18 protein-coding genes are annotated in these 18964 nt (G+C 62.8%); 13 read left to right on the top strand and 5 right to left on the bottom strand.

The features are described 5' to 3' along the window. Positions 1 to 16 precede the first annotated feature (16 nt). Positions 17 to 925: a DMT family transporter gene (locus J0X03_RS16510; RefSeq protein WP_160204116.1), complete on the top strand. Its 909-nt coding sequence runs from the start codon at positions 17 to 19 to the stop codon at positions 923 to 925. 3 nt (positions 926 to 928) lie between these two features. On the opposite strand, the gene prpR is transcribed toward J0X03_RS16510, so the two are convergent. After that, the gene (prpR, locus tag J0X03_RS16505) at positions 929 to 2530 is read right to left on the bottom strand and encodes a propionate catabolism operon regulatory protein PrpR (RefSeq protein WP_160204117.1); all 1602 of its coding nucleotides are present in this window, start codon (positions 2528 to 2530) and stop codon (positions 929 to 931) included. A 244-nt stretch (positions 2531 to 2774) separates the two neighbouring features. Here prpR and prpB point away from each other — a divergent pair, with 244 nt between their 5' ends. The 4 genes from prpB to J0X03_RS16485 all read left to right on the top strand — a co-directional run bounded on the left by prpB (position 2775) and on the right by J0X03_RS16485 (position 7073). After that, positions 2775 to 3665, top strand: a complete 891-nt coding sequence (gene prpB / locus J0X03_RS16500; protein WP_033642375.1) for a methylisocitrate lyase — start codon at positions 2775 to 2777, stop codon at positions 3663 to 3665. Between the two features lie 33 nt (positions 3666 to 3698). Next, on the top strand, positions 3699 to 4862 hold the full coding sequence (prpC, locus tag J0X03_RS16495; RefSeq protein ID WP_160204118.1) for a bifunctional 2-methylcitrate synthase/citrate synthase: 1164 nt from the start codon (positions 3699 to 3701) through the stop codon (positions 4860 to 4862). A gap of 50 nt (positions 4863 to 4912) precedes the next feature. Continuing rightward, positions 4913 to 6364: a bifunctional 2-methylcitrate dehydratase/aconitate hydratase gene (locus tag J0X03_RS16490; protein ID WP_160204706.1), complete on the top strand. Its 1452-nt coding sequence runs from the start codon at positions 4913 to 4915 to the stop codon at positions 6362 to 6364. A 79-nt stretch (positions 6365 to 6443) separates the two neighbouring features. Continuing rightward, positions 6444 to 7073 carry a LysE family translocator gene (locus J0X03_RS16485; RefSeq protein ID WP_047572190.1) on the top strand — a complete coding sequence of 210 codons (630 nt, stop codon included), beginning with the start codon at positions 6444 to 6446 and terminating at the stop codon, positions 7071 to 7073. Here J0X03_RS16485 and J0X03_RS16480 read toward each other — a convergent pair. Next, positions 7070 to 7909: a helix-turn-helix transcriptional regulator gene (locus tag J0X03_RS16480; protein ID WP_160204119.1), complete on the bottom strand. Its 840-nt coding sequence runs from the start codon at positions 7907 to 7909 to the stop codon at positions 7070 to 7072. The two genes, J0X03_RS16485 and J0X03_RS16480, sit on opposite strands and share 4 nt — an antisense overlap. A 99-nt stretch (positions 7910 to 8008) precedes the next feature. Between J0X03_RS16480 and J0X03_RS16475 the strand changes: the two genes are divergently transcribed. From J0X03_RS16475 to J0X03_RS16460, 4 genes are read left to right on the top strand one after another with little or no spacing between them, the layout of a single operon-like run. Further along, positions 8009 to 9433, top strand: coding sequence for an MFS transporter (locus tag J0X03_RS16475; RefSeq protein ID WP_123061489.1), 1425 nt, complete (start codon positions 8009 to 8011; stop codon positions 9431 to 9433). A 57-nt stretch (positions 9434 to 9490) separates the two neighbouring features. After that, positions 9491 to 10120 (top strand): FMN-binding negative transcriptional regulator, encoded by a 630-nt coding sequence (locus tag J0X03_RS16470; protein WP_123061490.1) that lies wholly within the window; start codon positions 9491 to 9493, stop codon positions 10118 to 10120. 38 nt (positions 10121 to 10158) lie between these two features. Continuing rightward, complete coding sequence (ybiB, locus tag J0X03_RS16465) at positions 10159 to 11118, top strand: DNA-binding protein YbiB (protein WP_047572182.1); 960 nt, start codon at positions 10159 to 10161, stop codon at positions 11116 to 11118. Between the two features lie 46 nt (positions 11119 to 11164). Continuing rightward, entirely contained in the window at positions 11165 to 13021 is a 1857-nt protein-coding gene (locus tag J0X03_RS16460) for a M3 family metallopeptidase (RefSeq protein WP_160204120.1), read from the top strand. Between the two features lie 62 nt (positions 13022 to 13083). Here the strand turns inward: J0X03_RS16460 and J0X03_RS16455 are convergent, their stop codons facing one another. Beyond that, positions 13084 to 13719, bottom strand: coding sequence for a carbonic anhydrase (locus J0X03_RS16455; protein WP_004939270.1), 636 nt, complete (start codon positions 13717 to 13719; stop codon positions 13084 to 13086). A gap of 264 nt (positions 13720 to 13983) precedes the next feature. On the opposite strand from J0X03_RS16455, the gene J0X03_RS16450 reads away from it, so the two are divergent. Beyond that, complete coding sequence (locus J0X03_RS16450) at positions 13984 to 14400, top strand: putative T6SS immunity periplasmic lipoprotein (RefSeq protein WP_123061493.1); 417 nt, start codon at positions 13984 to 13986, stop codon at positions 14398 to 14400. 67 nt (positions 14401 to 14467) lie between these two features. On the opposite strand, the gene bhsA is transcribed toward J0X03_RS16450, so the two are convergent. Next, the gene (bhsA, locus tag J0X03_RS16445) at positions 14468 to 14728 is read right to left on the bottom strand and encodes a multiple stress resistance protein BhsA (protein WP_015377148.1); all 261 of its coding nucleotides are present in this window, start codon (positions 14726 to 14728) and stop codon (positions 14468 to 14470) included. Between the two features lie 166 nt (positions 14729 to 14894). Beyond that, entirely contained in the window at positions 14895 to 15524 is a 630-nt protein-coding gene (locus tag J0X03_RS16440; protein ID WP_033642382.1) for a flavin reductase family protein, read from the bottom strand. A gap of 118 nt (positions 15525 to 15642) precedes the next feature. Between J0X03_RS16440 and rlmF the strand changes: the two genes are divergently transcribed. The 3 genes from rlmF (at position 15643) to J0X03_RS16425 (ending at position 18960) form a co-directional block, all read left to right on the top strand. After that, positions 15643 to 16608, top strand: coding sequence for a 23S rRNA (adenine(1618)-N(6))-methyltransferase RlmF (gene rlmF / locus J0X03_RS16435; RefSeq protein WP_176588932.1), 966 nt, complete (start codon positions 15643 to 15645; stop codon positions 16606 to 16608). A 295-nt stretch (positions 16609 to 16903) separates the two neighbouring features. Next, positions 16904 to 18208, top strand: coding sequence for a methyl-accepting chemotaxis protein (locus J0X03_RS16430; RefSeq protein WP_033642383.1), 1305 nt, complete (start codon positions 16904 to 16906; stop codon positions 18206 to 18208). Between the two features lie 182 nt (positions 18209 to 18390). Continuing rightward, positions 18391 to 18960 carry a TetR/AcrR family transcriptional regulator gene (locus J0X03_RS16425; RefSeq protein WP_033642384.1) on the top strand — a complete coding sequence of 190 codons (570 nt, stop codon included), beginning with the start codon at positions 18391 to 18393 and terminating at the stop codon, positions 18958 to 18960. Positions 18961 to 18964 lie beyond the last annotated feature (4 nt).

Raw genomic sequence — 18964 nt, 5'->3', positions numbered from 1 at the left:
CTTTGAGGAACGCAGAATGAATGCAGAGATAAAACGCGGCTCGCTGGAGATGGCGGCGGCGATGCTGATTTCCGGCTCCATCGGCTGGTTTGTGCTGATGTCCGGCCAGCCGGTTATCAACGTGGTGTTTTGGCGCTGCGCGGTGGGGGCGCTGGTGCTGCTGGCAGTATGCGGCGCGCTGGGCCAGCTGCGCCGCGATGCGCTGACGCGCGCCACGCTGCTGCTGGCGATCGCCGGCGGCGTCGCGCTGGTGATCAACTGGCTGCTGCTGTTCGCCGCCTATTCCTATGCCTCTATCTCCATCGCCACCGCGGTGTACAACACCCAGCCGTTTATGCTGGTGGGGCTGGGGGCGCTGTTTCTGGGGGAACGGCTGACCGCCCGCAAGCTGCTGTGGCTGGGCTTGGCGTTCGGCGGCATGATGCTGGTGGTGCTGGCGCAGCCGCGGCAGGCGGGGGAGCAGAGCCATTATCTGGCGGGCATCGCGCTGGCGCTCGGCGCGGCGTTTTTCTACGCCCTGATGGCGCTGGCGGCCAAGCGGCTGAAGGGCACGCCGCCCCATCTTATTGCGCTGATCCAGGTAACGGTGGGGGCGGTGATGCTGCTGCCGCTGGTGGATTTTCATGCGTCGGCCAGCGTGGGGCAGTGGGGGATGCTGGCGACGCTCGGCGTGTTGCATACCGGCCTGATGTACGTGCTGATGTACGGCGCGTTGCAGAAGCTGCCGACCCACCTGATTGGCTCGCTGTCGTTCATCTACCCGATCGCCGCCATGCTGGTGGATCGCCTGGCGTTTGGCCACCGGCTGTTGGCATGGCAACTGCTGGGGACGGCGATCATCCTGCTGGCGGCGGCGGGTATGAACCTGCTGGGCGATCGGCGAGCGCGACTGCTGCCGGCCTCGGACGGCCGGCGCGCCGGCTGATGCTCAGTTCGGTTTTTTCAGCCGGCGCCATAAAGTGGTGCGGCTGATCCCGAGCAACCGGGCGGCGGCGGCGTGGTCGCCTCCACACCGCGCCAGGGCTTCGTGGGCGGAGACGGGCGCCGCCTGCGTCTCGGGCGGCGAGACCGCCGCCAGCTCCGGCAGCAGCCAGCGCAGCGTCTCGCCGCTCGGTGCGACGCCGGTGCTCAGCATCAGCGCCACCCGCTCCATCATGTTGCGCAGCTCGCGCAGGTTGCCGGGCCAGGCGTAATGACCCAGCGCGGCGTAACACCCGGCCAGGGTGGCGCGCAGCGGCTCTGTCAGCGGCACGTCGAGCGCCGCCAGCGACTGTTTCAGAAAGTGTTCCGCCAGCATTGCGATATCGTCGCCGCGCGCCCGCAGTGGCGGCAGCTGCAGCCGCAGGGCGCTCAGGCGGTAAAACAGATCGGCGCGAAAATCGCCCTGTTGAATCGCCTGCTCCAGGCGGGTGTGGGTGGCGCTGATGACGCGAAAGTCGACCTTTACCGGCTGTTGCCCACCGACCCGAGTGATGGTTTTTTCTTCCAGCGCCCGCAGCAGCCGGGTTTGCAGGTGCAGCGGCATTTCGCCGATCTCATCCAGAAACAGGGTGCCGCCGTTGGCGGTTTCCAGCAGCCCGCGTCGGCCGCCGCGCCGTGAACCGGTGAAGGCGCCTTCCTCATAGCCGAACAGCTCCGCCTCCAGCAGCGATTCGGCGATGGCGCCGCAGTTGATGGCGACGAACGGCGGCGTCGCGCCCCTGGACGGCGCGCCGCGCCGGGAAAAGTATTCGCGGTGGATCGCCTGCGCCGCCAGCTCTTTGCCAGTGCCGGTTTCGCCTTCAATCAACACCGCCGCCGGCGAGCGGGCGTACAGCATGATGGTGCGCCGGGTCTGCTCCATCTGCGGGGAGTCGCCCTGCAAATCGCCCAGCCCATAGCGCGGCTGCAGGGTATCGCGTGCGGCGTAATCGCCGCCGCGTTTGCCGCCGCCCAGCATCAGGCGCGTTACGTCCAGCGCATCGCTGAAGGCGGCGCGCAGGGTGGCGGCGGAATAGAGAAAAATGGCGGTGAGCCCGGCTTCTTCCGCCAGATCGCTGATGAGGCCGGCGCCGACCACGGCCTGAATACCGGCGGCTTTCAGCTCGGCGATCTGGCCGCGCGCGTCCTCTTCGGTGACGTAACTGCGCTGCTCCAGCGGCAGATCGAAGGTTTGCTGGAACTCCATCAGCGCGGGCAGGGGCGTTTTATAGGTGATGACACCGATCCGATCGGCGGTTCTGCGCGCCTTGCTCAACGCCTGCAGCAGGTCGAAGCCGCCAGGCTTGACCAAAATGACCGGCACCGACAGGCGGCTTTTCAGGTAGGCGCCGTTGGAGCCGGCGGCGATGATGGCGTCGCAAGGCTCGCTAGCCAGGCGAGAGCGGATATGCTGCACCGCCTCCTCGAAGCCGAGACGGATCGGGGTGATGGTCGCCAGGTGGTCGAACTCGAGGCTGATGTCCCGGAACAGATCGAACAGGCGGGTGATGGAGACGGTCCAGATCACCGGTTTGTCCGGCGTGCGGGGCGGCGTGATGTGATCGCTCATGGTGGGTTACCGAATGAAAGTGGCTGCATTAGGTGTAGCCTTGTTTCAGTCATGTTTCAAATATGCCGACTGAAACCGAGATTGAAACGTTAACTGAAACGTTTTTTATCGCTTGGTCTGCCCAATGGCGATGCGAATTTTATAACTCACTTATTTTTATCGCTTTTAATTTTTTCCTCGCCAAAGTGCAACCTGGCCCGCCTCTTGCTCTGTCTGTTCCATCTAGCTAATCGGAGAGAACGTCATGACGCTGCGCTCACCCGGGCTCGCCTTTCGTCAGGCCCTGAGTAAAGAAAAACCCCTGCAAATCGCCGGCGCGATCAACGCCAACCATGCCCTGCTGGCCCAGCGAGCCGGATTCCAGGCCATCTATCTTTCCGGCGGCGGCGTGGCGGCCGGTTCGCTGGGGCTGCCGGACCTGGGTATTTCGACGCTGGACGATGTGTTGACCGATATTCGCCGCATCACCGATGTCTGCCCGCTGCCGCTGCTGGTGGATGTCGACAGCGGTTTCGGCGCATCGGCGTTCAACGTCGCCCGCACGGTGCGCTCGGTGAGCAAGGCCGGGGCGGCGGCGCTGCATATCGAAGATCAGGTCGGCGCCAAGCGCTGCGGCCATCGGCCCAATAAGGCCATCGTCTCCACCGAAGAGATGGTGGATCGCATCAAGGCGGCGGTAGATGCGCGCAGCGATCCGGACTTCGTGATCATGGCGCGCACCGATGCGCTGGCGGTGGAGGGGCTGGAGGCGGCCATCGAGCGCGCTCAGGCTTACGTGGCGGCCGGGGCCGACATGCTGTTCCCGGAAGCGATTACCGAGCTGGGCATGTACCGCCGCTTCGCCGAAGCGACGCAGGTGCCGATCCTCGCCAACATCACCGAATTCGGCGCGACGCCGCTGTTCACTACCGAGGAGCTGCGCAGCGCCCAGGTGGATATGGCGCTGTATCCGCTGTCGGCCTTCCGGGCGATGAATCGGGCGGCGGAGCGGGTGTACCGCGCCCTGCGCGAGGAGGGCACGCAGAAAAACGTCATCGACACCATGCAGACCCGCAACGAGCTGTATGAAAGCATCAACTACTATTTGTTCGAAGAGAAACTCGACGCTCTGTTCGCTCGCCAACGCGACGAATAAGCGCCATTCACGCAGAAGCCAAATGAGGACAGTATGAGCCAAGCGATCCCCCCGCAAAGCCCGACTGGCGTTAAGCCGAAAAAATCCGTGGCGTTATCCGGCGTGCCCGCCGGGAATACCGCGCTGTGTTCCGTAGGGCGCAGCGGCAACGATCTGCACTACCGCGGTTACGACATTCTCGACCTCGCGCGCCACTGCGAGTTTGAAGAGGTCGCCCATCTGCTGATCCACGGCAAGTTGCCCAACCGCGACGAACTTCATGCCTACAAGCAGCGGCTCAAAGCGCTGCGCGGCCTGCCCGCCAGCGTACGCACGGTGCTGGAGGCGCTGCCGGCGGCATCTCACCCGATGGACGTGATGCGCACCGGCGTTTCGGCCCTCGGCTGCACGCTGCCGGAAAAAGAGCAGCACGGCGCGGCCGGCGCGCGCGACATCGCCGACCGGCTGCTGGCGTCGTTGGGATCGATGCTGCTGTATTGGTATCACTACAGCCACAACGGCGAGCGCATTCAGCCGGAGACCGACGACGATTCCATCGGCGGCCACTTCCTGCACCTGCTGCACGGCGCAGCACCTTCCGCCAGCTGGGAGCAGGCGATGCACGCGTCATTGATCCTGTACGCCGAGCATGAGTTCAACGCCTCGACCTTCGCCGGCCGGGTGATCGCCGGCACCGGATCCGATGTCTATTCGGCGATCGTCGGCGCCATTGGCGCGCTGCGCGGGCCGAAGCACGGCGGCGCCAACGAGGTGTCGCTGGAGATCCAGCAACGCTATGAAACGCCGGACGAAGCGGAAGCCGACATTCGCCGCCGCATCGACAACAAAGAGGTGGTGATCGGCTTCGGGCACCCGGTGTATACCGTCTCCGATCCGCGCCATCAGGTGATCAAAGAGATCGCGCTGCGCCTGTCGCAGGAAACGGGTGCGATGAAGCTGTATGACATCGCCGACCGGCTGGAAAGCGTAATGCGCGACACCAAAAACATGTTCCCCAACCTCGACTGGTTCTCGGCGGTGTCTTACCACCAACTGGGGGTGCCCACCGAAATGTTCACGCCGCTGTTCGTCATGGCGCGCGTCAGCGGCTGGTCGGCGCACATCATCGAGCAACGGCAGGACAACAAAATTATTCGCCCGTCCGCCAACTATACCGGGCCGGAAGCGCGAGCCTTCGTACCGCTGGATCAGCGCTGAGCGCCGGTCGTTATCGTGTCGTTTTCACTCTGGAGCCTTTGGGAATCATGATGCTTGAGTCTGCCAATACCCGCCGTCCGCCATTCGATCGCGAAATGGTCGATATCGTCGATTATGTGATGAAAGAGGCCGTCGATACCCCGGCGGCGTACCGCACCGCCCATTATTGCCTGCTCGATACCCTCGGCTGCGGGCTGGAGGCGCTGAGCTACCCGGCCTGCAAGAAACTGATGGGGCCGGTGGTGCCGGGCGCCGAGGTGCTGAACGGCAGCCGGGTGCCCGGCACCCGTTTCCAGCTGGATCCGGTGCAGGCGGCGTTCAATATCGGCACCATGATCCGCTGGCTCGACTTTAACGACACCTGGCTGGCGGCGGAGTGGGGCCACCCGTCGGACAACCTGGGCGGGATCCTGGCGGTGGCCGATTGGCTCTCTCGCCAGGCGGTGGCGGCGGGCAAAGCGCCGCTGACCATGCGGCAGGTGCTGATCGCCATGATCAAGGCGCATGAGATCCAGGGCTGCCTGGCGCTGGAAAACGCCTTCAACCGGGTAGGGTTGGATCACGTGCTGCTGGTGAAGGTGGCGTCCACCGCGGTGGTGGCGCAGCTGCTCGGCCTGAGCCGCGAGGCGATCCTGAACGCGGTGTCGCTGGCGTGGGTGGACGGGCAGTCGCTGCGCACCTACCGCCACGCGCCGAACGCCGGCACCCGCAAATCCTGGGCGGCGGGGGATGCGACCGCCCGCGCGGTGCGGCTGGCGCTGATGGCCGCCACCGGTGAGATGGGCTATCCCTCGGCGCTCACGGCGCCGACCTGGGGATTCTACGACGTCTCGTTCAACGGCAAACCTTTCCGCTTCCAGCGGCCGTACGGCGCGTATGTGATGGAGAACGTGCTGTTTAAAATTTCGTTCCCGGCGGAGTTCCATGCCCAGACCGCCGTGGAGGCGGCCATGACGCTGCACCGCCAGATGCAGGCCGCCGGCAAAACCGCCGCCGACATCGCCGCAGTGAGCATCCGCACCCACGAGGCCTGCCTGCGCATTATCGACAAGCAGGGGCCGCTGGATAATCCGGCGGATCGCGATCACTGCATTCAGTATATGGTGGCGATCCCGCTGCTGTTCGGCCGGCTGACGGCGGCGGATTACGAGGACCGGGTGGCCGAAGATCCGCGCATCGACGCATTGCGCGGCAAGATCCATTGCCACGAAGATCCCGCCTTCACCCACGATTATCACGATCCGGAAAAACGCTCGATAGCCAATGCGCTGACGGTGGAGTTCGCCGACGGCAGCCGTCTGGATGAGGTGGCCGTGGAGTATCCTATCGGCCATGCGCGGCGGCGCGAAGAGGGCATCCCGCTGCTGATCGAGAAGTTCAAAACCAACCTGGCGCGCCAGTTCCCGGCCCTGCAGCAGCAGCGCATTCTTGAGGTGTCGCTGGACCGGCAGCGGCTGGCGCAGATGCCGGTCAACGAGTATCTCGATTTGTGGGTGATCTGACGCGAGCGGCGCTGACAAGCCACGTCGGCGTCGCTATGATGGACGCTCCATCCCCGTCCGTCTTCTTATCAGGTGATTCATGATTGATGCCGCAACGCTGTTGTTGTTTTCCGGTGCCTGCGTGGCGCTGGCGCTGACCCCCGGCCCGGATATGCTGCTGATCGCTTCGCGCAGCGTCAGCCAGGGGCGGCGGGCCGGTTTCGCTTCGCTGGCGGGCATTCAACTCGGCACTTACTGCCACGCGCTGGCGGCGGCGCTGGGGTTGTCGCAACTGTTCGTCGCGGTGCCGCTGGCTTACGACGCGGTGAGAATGTTGGGCGCGGCTTATCTGCTCTATCTGGCGTGGAAAACGCTGCGATCCGGCAGCAGTCTGCAGGCTTCCGCCGGGTTGCAGGCGGTGCCGACGGCGCGCATTTTCCGACAGGGGCTGCTGACCAACATCCTCAACCCGAAGATGGCGCTGTTCGTGCTGGCGCTGTTCCCGCAGTTTATCGATCCGCGCGCCGGCTCGGTGGTGGTGCAGATGCTGGCGCTGGCGACGGTGCTGAATCTGGTCGGCTTGCTGATTAACGGCGGGGTGATCCTGGCGGTCAGCGGCATGAAAAGCCGTTTCGCCAGTCGCCGCTTCAGCGCCCGCTGGCCGAACTACCTGCTGAGCGGCGTGTTCGCCGGGCTGGCCTGCAAACTCATTTTCGACAGCCGTCGTTAATCCTCGCGCAGCAGCGCTTCAAACGCCGCGCTGGCCGGTTCGTCCGGCAGCGCGCTGTACATCACCAGCCGCAGATGGTTCTCTTCGTCGACGATGAAAGAGGCATGGTCAAAGGTGACCGGGCCGATCTCCGGGACGACGAAGCTGCGCCGCCCCTGACAGCGTCCGTGAATGTCATGCTGCCGCCAGAGCCGGCGGAACGGCGGCGACACCCGCTCCAGCGCCTGCACCCGTTGGCGCATTACCTCATCCTCCGGCGCGCGGGCGTAGTCGCGGCGGAAGCTGGCCAGGATTTGCGGCGCCTGCGCCTGCCACTCCAGCAGGCGCTCATTGAGCTGCGGATCGGCAAACAGCATCCACAACATGTTGCGCTCTTGCTCCGGGCGATCGCCGATGGCGAACAGCCGCTGTGCCGCCGGATTCCAGGCGATGATGTCCCAACTCAGGTTCATGACGTAGGCCGGACGCAGCGCCAAATCGTCCAGCAGACGCCGCACCAACGGCGAAACCTGGCACCACTGATGCCCAACCGGCACCGGCGGGCGCTGATGCGCCAATAAGAACAGGTGGTAGCGGCCGGCGGCGTCGAGCTGCAGCACCCGCGCCAGATTTTCCAAAAACGTCACCGACGCATTGATTTCCCTGCCTTGCTCCAGCCAGGTGTACCAGGTGAGGCCGACGCCGGCCAGCGCCGCCACTTCCTCGCGCCGCAATCCCGGCGTGCGGCGGCGGCTGCCGCTCGGCAAGCCGACCGCCTCTGGCGACAGCTGTTCTCGCTTTTGCCGCAGAAAATCCCCCAGTTCGTGGCGGGTGCGTTCGAGGGTGCGTGGGGGCATATCGGCCGTCCTGTTGCTGTTAGTAATAGTATAAGTGGCTATATAGTAACAGTTTAAACCTTGTTCCATACTGCGGCCATCATAATCTCTGGAGGTGGTATGGAACATTCATTATCTGGTGAGCGGCGAGGGCTGCCCGGCCTGCCGGTACTGCTGTTGGGCGGCTTCGTCACGGTGTTCGATCTGTTTGTGGTCAACGTGGCGGCGCCGGTGATCCAGCGGCAGTTCGCCGCCGATTTTGCCGGTGTTGGTTTGATCGTCGCCGGTTACGAGCTGGCGTTTGGGGTACTGTTGATCGCCGGTGGGCGCCTGGGCGATCGCTTCGGGCGTCGGCGCTTGTTCAGCCTCGGCATGCTGGGATTCACGTTGAGCTCTCTGCTGTGCGGGCTGGCGGGATCGCTCGGCCTGCTGATCGCCGCGCGTATTCTGCAGGGGGCGACGGCGGCGCTGTTGTTCCCGCAAATTTACGCCTTGATGCGGGTGCTGTACGCGCCGCAACAGCGACGGCGCGCCTTCGCCTGGCTGGGCATGACGTTGGGATTGGCGGCGATCTTCGGCCAGATCCTCGGCGGATTTATCATCGAGGCCAACCTGTTCGGCAGCGGCTGGCGCATGATCTTTTTGATCAATTTGCCGATCGGCGCACTGGCGCTGTGGGCGGTGCGGTGCATTCCCGAATCGCGGGTGGCGCAGGCGCAGCGGCTGGACGGCGTTGGCCTGTGGCTGGCGGCGACCGGCCTGTCGCTGTTGCTGCTGCCGCTGCTGGAGGGGCCGGCGCGCGGCTGGCCGTGGTGGATAGCGCCGATGTTGGCGTTGGCGATGCTGACGCTGTGGGGCTTCCTGCGTTGGGAGCGGCGTCTGGCGCAGCGCGGTGACGATGCGGTGCTCGATCCGGCGCTGTTCCGCCAGGCGGGTTTCGCGCCGGGTATGGCGGTGGTGCTGGCGATTTATGCCACCGCTTCCTCGTTTTTCTTGTGTTTCGCGCTGCTGCTGCAGGCGGGGGCGGGGCTGACGCCTTTTCAGGCGGGCAGCCTGTTCGCCCCGGCCAGCGCGGCCTTTATGTTGGCGTCGATGCTGGCGCCCCGGCTGGCGCAGCGGTGGGGCAACGGCGTGCTGAGCGTGGGCGTGGCGATTTACGCCGCCGGGTTGGCGCTATTGATGGCGCAGGCGCTGTGGGGTGAGGCGCTGGCGCATCCGCTGCGGTTGCTGCCGGGGTTGGTGGTGCTGGGGTTCGGTCAGGCGCTGAGCATGACGCCGCTGCTGAATCTGGTGCTGGGTTTGGCGCAGGAGCGGCAGGCGGGGATGGCGGCGGGTCTGGTCGCCACCGTGCAGCAGGTGGGAGGCGCGTTGGGCATCGTGGTCAGCGGCGTCGGTTTTGTGCCGCTGTTGGCGAGCGGCGGCGAGGTGGAGCGCTATGCCCAGGCCTTTGCCGGCGCCATGGTATTTAATCTGTTGGCGATGGGCGTGGCCCTGCTGTTGTTAAAGCGGATCACTCGAAATAGCCAGAAAGCGGATCTTAAGTAGGCCGCCGGCGGGTGCTTTACTGTTGTCATCATGAGAGAGCGATAAGGAGCCGCACTGATGTTTCAACCCGCCGCATTTCGCGAAGACGATCTGGATGCCCAACTGGCGTTGATCCGCGCCCACCCGCTGGGGCTGTTGGTCAGCCACGGCGAGCACGGATTGACGGCCGACCCGCTGCCGTTTGTGGCTGATGTCGAGCAGGGGCAGCTGCGGCTGCGGGCGCACCTGTCGCGCGCCAACGCGCACTGGCGGCGGCTGCAGCACGCGGCGGAATGCCTGGTAATTTTTCAGGGCGTGGAAGGTTATGTGTCGCCCGGCTGGTACCCGAGCAAGCGCCAGACCGGCAAGGTGGTGCCGACCTGGAATTACAGCATGGTGCAGCTGTATGGCGTACCGACGGTGATGGACGATCCGGCCTGGCTGCGCCGCCAACTGATCGATCTGACCGCGCAGCAGGAAGGGCGCCGCCCGGCGCCCTGGCGGCTCGATGATGCGCCGGCCAACTACATCGCCGCGCAGCTTAAAGGCATCGTCGGTATCGAGATCGCCGTCACCCGGCGCGAAGGCAAATGGAAGATGAGCCAAAACCGCAGCGCCGACGACGCCGGCGGGGTGATCGCCGGGCTGCGCGAGGGCGATGACGCGCAGCGGCGGCTGGCTGAGGAGGTTGAGCGGCGGCGCGGATAGGGTATGCTAACCGAAGAGTGAGCTGAGGGAACCTTCGGATGGATTACACCAAAATTATCAAAGAAATAGGCCGCGGCAAAAATCATGCGCGCGATCTGGATCGGCAGACCGCCTTTGAGCTGTATCAGGCGATGCTGGCTGGAGAGGTCCCCGAGCTGGAGCTGGGCGGCATTCTGATCGCGCTGCGCATCAAGGGCGAAGCCGAAGAGGAGATGCTGGGGTTCTACCAGGCGATGCAGCAGCAGGTATTGTCGCTGCAGGCGCCGCAAGGGCGCCCGCTGCCGGTAGTGCTGCCGAGCTACAACGGCGCGCGCAAGCAGGCCAACCTGACGCCGCTGCTGGCGCTGCTGCTGGCGAAAGTGGGCCTGCCGGTGGTGGTGCACGGCGTCCTGGACGACAGCACCCGCGTGACCAGCGCCGAGATTTTCCGCGCTCTGGGGCTGCCGTGGTCGGAACAGGCCGCTCACGCCCAGCGGCGTCTCGATAACGGCGAGGCGGTATTCATGCCGGTTTCCACGCTGTCGGCGCCGTTGGCGCGGCAGCTCGGATTGCGTTGGCGCATGGGGGTGCGCAACAGCGCCCATACGCTGGCCAAGCTGGCGACGCCGTTTGGCGAACAGGATGCGTTGCGCCTCGCCAGCGTCTCACATCCGGAGTATGTTGGCCGGGTGGCGTCGTTTTTCCGCCAGATCGGCGCCCGCGGGTTGCTGATGCACGGCACGGAAGGCGAGGCCTACGCCAACCCGCTGCGCTGCCCGCAAATTCACCACATCGTCGGCGGCGAACAGCAGGTGCTGCTGGAGCGCACCTTGCCGGATGAAACACCGGCATTGCCGGCGGCGAAAGACGCTGAAACCACCGCGCGCTGGACTGAACGCTGTCTGGCGGGCGAGGTGGCGATCCCGCAGGCCATCCAGCGGCAGGTCGCCTGTTGCCTGGTGGCCGCCGGCGAGAGCGAGACGCTGGAGCAGGGGCTGCAGCGCCTGCGTCAGGCCTAAGCGCGACTATACTGGGATATTTCCTCATCGGCTGAGAAGGACGGTTATGCAACAGGCTCTCGATTACTTCAATCAATTGAACCAGGATTACCTCGATGTTCACCGCGCCAAAGAAGAGCTGTTCTGGCAAAACTACATGGGCACCGGCGATGAAGACGTCTCGGCGCGCTTTTCCACCGCGGAAAGCGCCTATAAGCGCTTCGTCGCCGAACCTCGCCGGCTGGCCGAGATCCGCAGTCTGCTTGCCGGGCTGGAAGCGTTGCCGCAGGAGGCGCAGCGCGATGCGCTGATCCATGGCCTGCAAGGTTGGCTGCGCTTTTTCGACTGCAACGCCATTGAAGACTCGCAGGCGCAGGCGCTGTTGGATCAAATCATCCACGCCGAGTCCGATCTCTACTCGCGCCGCAAGGGCTATCAGGTCACGCACCTGAACGCCGACGGGCGGCGGGTGGCGGCCTCGCTCGGCGAGCTGTTGACCAACCAGGCGACCAACCCGAACGAAGACTACCGCCGCAGCTCGCAGCAGGCGCTGCGCGATCTGGAGCAATGGCTGCTGCATAACGGCCTGCCGGAGCTGATTGGCCTGCGCAACCGCTTTGCGCGCCAGATGGGTTATCGCAACTATTTCGACTACAAGGTGAACAAAACCGAGCGCATGACGCCGGAGCAGCTGTTCGCCATTCTGGATCGCTTCGAGCGGGAAACCCGCGCGGCCAACGCGCGCAGCCTGCGGCAGCTGGCGGCCGACAAGGGCGACCAGGCGCTGGAGCCGTGGAACGTACGCTTCGCCAGCGCCGGCGACGTCACCCGTCAACTGGATCCTTACTTCCCGTTTTCTCGTTCGCTGGAACGCTGGGTCGACAGCTTCAAACGTCTGCACATCGGTTTTGGCGGCGCCGAGATGAATCTCGATCTGCTGGTGCGCAAAGGCAAGTATGAGAACGGCTTTATGCACGGCCCGGTGCCGCCGTTTGTACGTCAGGGGGAATGGGTGCCGGCGCGCATCAACTTCACCAGCCTGGCGCAGCCGGGGCAGGTGGGCAGCGGCGCTTCCGGGCTCAACACCCTGTTCCACGAGGGCGGCCACGCGGCGCACTTCGCCAACATCCGCCAGAATGCGCCGTGCTTCTCGCAGGAGTTCCCGCCGACCTCGATGGCCTATGCCGAAACCCAGTCGATGTTCTGCGACAGCCTGCTGGACGACGCCGACTGGCTGAAACGCTATGCGAAAAACGCCGCCGGCGAAGCGGTGCCCGATGCGCTGATCGAAGCCGGCATCGCGGCGCGCCAGCCGATGCGCGCGTTCAACGAGCGCCACATCCTGCTGGTGCCGTACTTCGAGTGGGCGCTGTACCAGTGGGATGACGAGCAACGCACGCCGGAAGCCATCACCGCACTGGCGCGCGAGGTCGAGCAAAAGATCCTCGGCATCAGCGGCAGCCCGCGCCCGACGCTGGCGATCCCGCACCTGCTGTCGCTGGAGTCCGCCTGTTCCTATCAGGGTTATCTGCTGGCGATGATGGCGGTGGAGCAAACCCGTCACTTCTTCCTGCAGCGCGACGGTTACCTGACGGACAACCCGGCCATCGGCCCGGATCTGGCGCAACACTACTGGTTGCCGGGCAACAGCGTCAGCCATGACGACACGCTGCGCAGCCTGACCGGCGAAGGGTTTAATCCGGACTCTCTGGCGCAGGCCTGCAACCAGACGGTGGCGCAGGCGTGGCATGAGGCGCAGCAGACGATGGCCGCCGCGGCCAAGCGCCCGCAGCCGCCGGCAGATTTCGATTTGCAGGCGCACATCCGGGTGGTGGATGGCGAGACGGTATTGGCGGACAACGCTGAGGGTGACGAACGGATGTGCCGCGACTTCGCTGCGGCGATAGAGGCGCGCTTGGCTTAAGGCGGATAATAAAATCCACGCCGCGGCGTGGATTTTATTTAATGGCTAAACCGGACGCTATTTTATTCGAAATAGACGTCGGGATTATCGGCCAAAGACACGAAGCTCTTGGTGTTTCTATCCAGCGTGCGAATTTCGCCGCTTTCGATGTCGTACACCCAGCCGTGCAGGCGCAGCCCGCTGTTGCGCAGACCCACCGCCACAGAAGGGTGGGTTTTGATATTATTTAGCTGAGCAATAACGTTCTCTTCGACCATAGCGTTAACTTTGTCTGTTTCGCTATTCCACGTTTTCTTCTCGACCACCGCTTTTGCCGCATCGGCATAGTGCAGCCAGTGGGCCACGGCAGGCATGGGATCGAGGCACTGGCAGGAGGCTATCGCTTTCATGGCGCCGCAGTTCGAGTGGCCACAAATCACGATATCGGTAACCCCCAACGCCACCACTGCATACTCGATGGTGGCAGAGACGCCGCCCGGCTCCGGGCCGAAGGAAGGGACGATGTTGCCGGCGTTACGGATAACGAAAAGCTGCCCAGGTTCTTGCTGTGTGACCAGCTCGGGCACTAAACGGCTGTCAGAGCATGAGATAAACAGCGCTTTGGGATTTTGGCTGGAGGCAAGGCTGCGGAACAGTTCCTTGCGCTGCGGGAAAATCTCTTTCTGGAAACTGAGGAAACCTTCAATGATATGTTGCATACAACGCTCTCTGCATCTGTAGTCTGCGTAACATGATAATCATCCTCTCCCGTTAGTCCAGCTATGGGCAGGTAAAAAAATGTGTGTGCAAACCCCATTGAATACAGGGTTTCTGCCTGTTGGCGACAGAATTTTCCGGCTCGTTTACGCGTGGGGGCTGACGAAGCGGACGATAGGAAAATAGCTGTCGTATCTATTTAAAACTCGCTATGAAACCGTGTTACGGTTGTTCATCCAAGAGCCGCGTAACCCAAAGGCAATGAAATGAAAAAACTGACTTTTTTATTGGTGCTGGCATTGCTGAGCGGCTGTGTGCAGGAACGTCCCTGGTTCTATCCGGCAAACGTTAGCGTTAAAAACAATCGCGTATGCATTAGTGTGCCGGACGATATTGACGGAAAACGCGAGCTGGTGGGCATCGGAATTTATCAACCGGGGGCCGGAGGGAAGGCGGAATGGTCCACGTCGGTTGCGCCGGGCCAGCAGCCGATAGCGGTCATGCCTGGCGAATGCCTGACGGAGGCTTTCGACGGGTTCAAGATTGGGCATAGCTATTCGGTTGAGATTGCGACGGTCGGCAATGCGTCAAATGAGGCACCGCGCAAATATTGGACTGAATTTACATTGGTTGCTGACAAAGCGGACGGCAAAAAACTCACTGTCTTACCCATTCAGCGCTAATGTACTTGAACATAAAAAAAGCCCGCCGGGGGGATAGCCGGCGGGCTTTTTGACGTCTGGGCGGCGATTATTTGTAGATAACCGCGGTGGCGTGCATCAGGTTATTGCCGCTGGTGGAGGTGATGGTGAAAGCCTTGGCGCCCGCCGCATCGGCTTTGGCGGCCAACTGGGATTTCAGGCTGCTCAGGTCTGTTGCGCCGCTGGCGACGATCACGCCGGCTTTTTCGAATTGGGCGGCATCCTGCGCGCTGACGTGTTCAGCGGCGAAAGTGGTGAAAGAAACGGTAGCCAGAGCGATAGCAGCAGCAAAAGTTTTGATGGTTTTCATGTTCGTCATTCCTGTCAAAGCGGATTAGGGAGAAAGGGAGTACCTTTCGATGGGAAGATTATTGCGCAGGAGAAGACGTGATGAAATCGGAGAGTGTTGACGGTTTTATTCAGATTTTTTGATTGTTAATTCCCCCGTTCATCTTCTGTATAAACGGGGGAGACGATCAGCGCGTCGGGCGCGTCAGATCGAAACGGTGCTGCTCGGAAATGCCGTAGTAGGCGCTCGGGCCGCCGGCGCGCAGGATCGGTTCGGCGGCGGCGGTCTGGTAAACGCCGTGTTCATCCAGCAGCGCCGGATCGAGATGCACCGCCACCACTTCGCCCAACACCAGCCAGGTCTCCACCTGTTCCCCGGCGGCGGTTTGCAACTGAATGCATTGGGTCAGGCGGCATTCGAAGTTCACCGGGCTTTCGGCCACGCGCTCGGCTTTGACCCGGCGCCCGGGCAGCGGCGTGACGCCGGCGAAGGCGAATTCGTCCTCACCGCGCGGCAGGTTGATGGAACTGTTGTTCATCGCTTCCGCCAACGGGCGTGTCGCCAGGTTCCAGACGAACTCGCCGGTTTCCACGATATTCGCCACGCTGTCTTTCCAGCCGGTGCTGGCGAAACCGATGATGGGCGGGCGGTAGTTGAAGCAGTTGAAAAAGCTGTAGGGCGCCAGATTACGCAAGCCGGCGGCGCTGCGGGAAGAGATCCAGCCGATGGGGCGCGGGCCGACGATGGCGTTCAGCGGATCGTGCGGCAGGCCGTGGCCGGCGGCGGGTTCATAATAATAACGAGATTCACGGCTCATGGGGGCCCCTGTGGCAATCGATGAAGCTTTCATTGTGCCGGGTTTCCCGCCGCTGCGCCATTCCGGGCCGGATGTGTTATCTTACGCGCCGGAAATACCTTCAAGAGAGCCCGTCACGGTGGAAAAAAAGAAAACCTTCCCGCAGCAGAAAAGCGGCCTGCATCCGCGCAACCGTCATCGTTCGCGCTACGACTTCCCGGCGCTGATCGCCAGCTGCCCGGCGCTGGCGCCGTTCGTAAAACCGAACGCCTGGGGCGATGTCTCGGTGGATTTCGCCGATCCGGCGGCGGTGAAAATGCTCAACCGTGCGTTGCTGCAACACTTTTACGGCATCGAACACTGGGATATTCCGGCTGATTACCTGTGCCCGCCGATCCCCGGCCGCGCCGACTATCTGCACCACCTGGCGGATCTGCTGGCGACCAGCAACGGCGGCGAGGTCCCGCGCGGCAAGGGCGTGGCGATCCTCGACGTCGGCGTCGGCGCCAACTGCATTTACCCGATCGTCGGCCTGCGCGAATACGGCTGGCGTTTCACCGGCTCCGAAATCGATCCGGTGTCGCTGAACGCAGCCAAAATGATCGTCGAAATGAACCCGACGCTGCGCAACAGCGTGCGTCTGCGGCTGCAAAAACAGCCTGAGCTGATTTTTAGCGGCATCATCGGCGCGGCCGAGAAATTCGACGCGACCCTGTGCAACCCGCCGTTCCACGCGTCCGAGCAGGAAGCGCGCGCCAGCACCCGCCGCAAGCTGCATAAATTGGGCAAAGGGGAAGTGGCCGACAAGCCGGTGCAAAACTTCGGCGGCAAGAACAACGAGCTGTGGTGCGAAGGCGGCGAAGAAGCCTTTGTGCGCAAGATGGTGGAAGAGAGCGTCAGCAAGGCCAATAACTGCCTGTGGTTCACCTCGCTTATCTCGAAAAACACCACGTTGCCGGCCATCTACCATGCGCTGAAAGTGGCGGGGGCGGCCGAGGTGCGCACCATCGAGATGGCGCAAGGGCAGAAGATCAGCCGCTTCGTCGCCTGGACCTTCCATGACGCCGAGCAACAGGCCGCCTGGGTAGCTGAACGCTGGCGTTAATCTTCCCGGCGCCGGTTATCCTGCCGGCGCCGACAAAAATCCGCATTTTACCTTTCAATTTTCATCACTTACGTTATTCTCAATACAGTTATTCATAATAAAAATCTTAGGTTGTTGGTTTATTTAAATTCGAATAATTACTTTACTGAATAAATAAATTTAATCCGGTTAAGAGCAATAACCAGAAGGATCGGCGCTGCCCGCTCCTTCCGCGATGGCACGTCTGCGTGTGGGCGCGGCATGTGGCCAGACAAAATAAGAAAAGCGCGATCATCTGCCACAAGGACTACACCCTATGCTGTTACAATTCAGTCAGTTAACTACCCACAAAGGCGCCGAGCTGAGCGCGATAGAACACGCCGTTCCCATGATTGTATTCTCGCCCGACGGTACGGTATTGCGCGCCAACGATCTCTTTCTCAGCACGCTCGGATTTCAACGCGATGATGTGATAGGCCGGCATCATCGTATTTTCTGCGATCCGAACTATGTCGCCAGCCCGTTATATCGCGAACATTGGGAGACGCTGAATAAAGGGCAACCCATCACGGACACGATAAAGCGCATCGCGAAAAACGGCGAGGCGGTGTGGCTGCAGGGCACCTATGCGCCGGTGCTGAATAAACAGGGTAAGGTGGTGGAAATCGTCAAGATCGCCAGCGAAGTGACCGAGCGAGTGACCCAGGCGCAGGAACACCGCAGCCTGCTGGCGGCGCTGAATCGCTCGATGGCGATGATTTCTTTCACGCCGCAGGGCGACATTGTCAGCGCCAACGACAATATGCTGGCGCTGATGGGCTATCGGCTGGAAGAAGCGTGCGGGCAGTCGCATGCGGTGCTGTGCCCACCGGCGTTCGCCGCTTCCGACGACTATCGGCGGCATTGGCAGCGCCTGGCGCGCGGCGAGTTCATCACCGGGCGTTTTGAGCGCGTCAACCGGCGCGGCGAACGGGTCTGGCTGGAGGCCAGCTATAACCCGATCCTCGACAACGACGGCCAGGTGGTGAAAGTGGTGAAGATCGCCCAGGACATCACCCGGCTGATGCAACAGCAGCAGCATGAAGAAGAGATGGTGCGCAACGCGCATCATCTGTCGCTCGATACCGACCGGCAGGCGGCGCAGGGCGCGGTCATCGTGCAGCAGGCGGTGAAGGGCATGCAGCAGGTCGAAGCGGCGGCGCGCGAAACGTCGGACGTGGTCACCGAGCTTGGCAAGTGCTCTCAGCAGATCGGCACCATCGTCGAAGCCATTCGTAAAATTGCCTCGCAAACCAATCTGCTGGCGATTAACGCCTCCATCGAAGCCGCCCACGCCGGTGAGCACGGGCGCGGTTTTGCGGTGGTGGCCAACGAGGTGCGCACGCTGGCGGAACAGTCGCGCAAGGCGGCGACCGAGATCGAACGCATGACCAAGTCTATCCAGCAAGGCGTGGCGGCGGCGATCGCCGGCATGGCGACCTGCGTGGAACAGGCCGGCGGCGGTGTGGCATTGACCCATGACGCCGGAGAAGTGATCAATCAGGTCAACATCGGCATGCATGACGTCGTGAAACTGATGCAGGCGTTTACGTCGGTGAAGCAGGGCGACGCGCTGCACTGAGTTTGCCGGGCGCCGCCCCTGAAAGCGGGGCGGCGTTTGTCTCTTCCCACCGATCTCTGCGCCGTTGAGCCGCGGTTCAATTTTACCGGCCTATGCTATCCTTAAATGTGAACGAATGTTCGTTCATTTATTTGTGTCAATTTACGGCGCCCAGCGCCCCTTCACCGTTTCGGGAGCTGCCGATGGGAAACCGAGAAAAGATTGTCGACGCTGCGCTGCACAGCTTTACCCATAAGGGATTTCACCAGACCAGCATGCGGGATATCGCCCAGGCGGCGGGCGTCAGCGTGGGCAACCTCTATAACCATTTTTCCGGCAAGGAGGCGCTGATCGGCGAGATCGCGCTGCTGGAAAACGGCGTATTCGCCGAGTTCGCCGCCGCATTGCGGGCCGAGAAAAAGCGGCCGAAACAGGCGCTGTCGGCCTTTTTCACCGCCTATCACGCTTTTGTCGCCGAACCGGACAATGTGCAACTGTCGGCGGAGATTGTGGCTGAAGTGGCGCGTAACCCGGCATTGGCCGAGCCGTTCAGCGCCAACCAGCGGCAGTTGATTGAGGCGCTGGCGACGACGATCGCCGAGGCTCAGCAAATCGGCGAGATCGCGCCGGCGATAGCGCCCTTGCCGCTCGCGCAGCTGGTGCTGGACGTGATCGAAAGCCAGGCCTGGCGGCAGGCGATCTTCGCGTCGCCTTCGCCGGAGGCGATCACGCCGGTGCGGCTGTTGGAACAGCTGCTCTACCGCCAACCCTAGTCGA

It is taken from the genome of Serratia ureilytica (assembly GCF_017309605.1).
Lineage (GTDB): Bacteria > Pseudomonadota > Gammaproteobacteria > Enterobacterales > Enterobacteriaceae > Serratia > Serratia ureilytica.
Note: the sequence above shows the minus strand (reverse complement) of the source record. Positions and strands in the feature narration are given on the sequence as shown.

Bases quoted from the DNA above. Each gene is read 5' to 3' on its own strand.
- J0X03_RS16510 (WP_160204116.1), top strand. From the start codon at position 17: ATGAATGCAGAGATAAAACGCGGCTCGCTGGAGATGGCGGCGGCGATG.
- J0X03_RS16460 (WP_160204120.1), top strand. From the start codon at position 11,165: ATGCAACAGGCTCTCGATTACTTCAATCAATTGAACCAGGATTACCTC.
- J0X03_RS16440 (WP_033642382.1), bottom strand. From the start codon at position 15,524: ATGAGCCGTGAATCTCGTTATTATTATGAACCCGCCGCCGGCCACGGC.
- bhsA (WP_015377148.1), bottom strand. From the start codon at position 14,728: ATGAAAACCATCAAAACTTTTGCTGCTGCTATCGCTCTGGCTACCGTT.
- ybiB (WP_047572182.1), top strand. From the start codon at position 10,159: ATGGATTACACCAAAATTATCAAAGAAATAGGCCGCGGCAAAAATCAT.
- J0X03_RS16490 (WP_160204706.1), top strand. From the start codon at position 4,913: ATGCTTGAGTCTGCCAATACCCGCCGTCCGCCATTCGATCGCGAAATG.
- J0X03_RS16475 (WP_123061489.1), top strand. From the start codon at position 8,009: ATGGAACATTCATTATCTGGTGAGCGGCGAGGGCTGCCCGGCCTGCCG.
- prpC (WP_160204118.1), top strand. From the start codon at position 3,699: ATGAGCCAAGCGATCCCCCCGCAAAGCCCGACTGGCGTTAAGCCGAAA.
- prpB (WP_033642375.1), top strand. From the start codon at position 2,775: ATGACGCTGCGCTCACCCGGGCTCGCCTTTCGTCAGGCCCTGAGTAAA.
- J0X03_RS16430 (WP_033642383.1), top strand. From the start codon at position 16,904: ATGCTGTTACAATTCAGTCAGTTAACTACCCACAAAGGCGCCGAGCTG.
- J0X03_RS16470 (WP_123061490.1), top strand. From the start codon at position 9,491: ATGTTTCAACCCGCCGCATTTCGCGAAGACGATCTGGATGCCCAACTG.
- J0X03_RS16480 (WP_160204119.1), bottom strand. From the start codon at position 7,909: ATGCCCCCACGCACCCTCGAACGCACCCGCCACGAACTGGGGGATTTT.
- J0X03_RS16485 (WP_047572190.1), top strand. From the start codon at position 6,444: ATGATTGATGCCGCAACGCTGTTGTTGTTTTCCGGTGCCTGCGTGGCG.
- J0X03_RS16455 (WP_004939270.1), bottom strand. From the start codon at position 13,719: ATGCAACATATCATTGAAGGTTTCCTCAGTTTCCAGAAAGAGATTTTC.
- J0X03_RS16425 (WP_033642384.1), top strand. From the start codon at position 18,391: ATGGGAAACCGAGAAAAGATTGTCGACGCTGCGCTGCACAGCTTTACC.
- J0X03_RS16450 (WP_123061493.1), top strand. From the start codon at position 13,984: ATGAAAAAACTGACTTTTTTATTGGTGCTGGCATTGCTGAGCGGCTGT.
- prpR (WP_160204117.1), bottom strand. From the start codon at position 2,530: ATGAGCGATCACATCACGCCGCCCCGCACGCCGGACAAACCGGTGATC.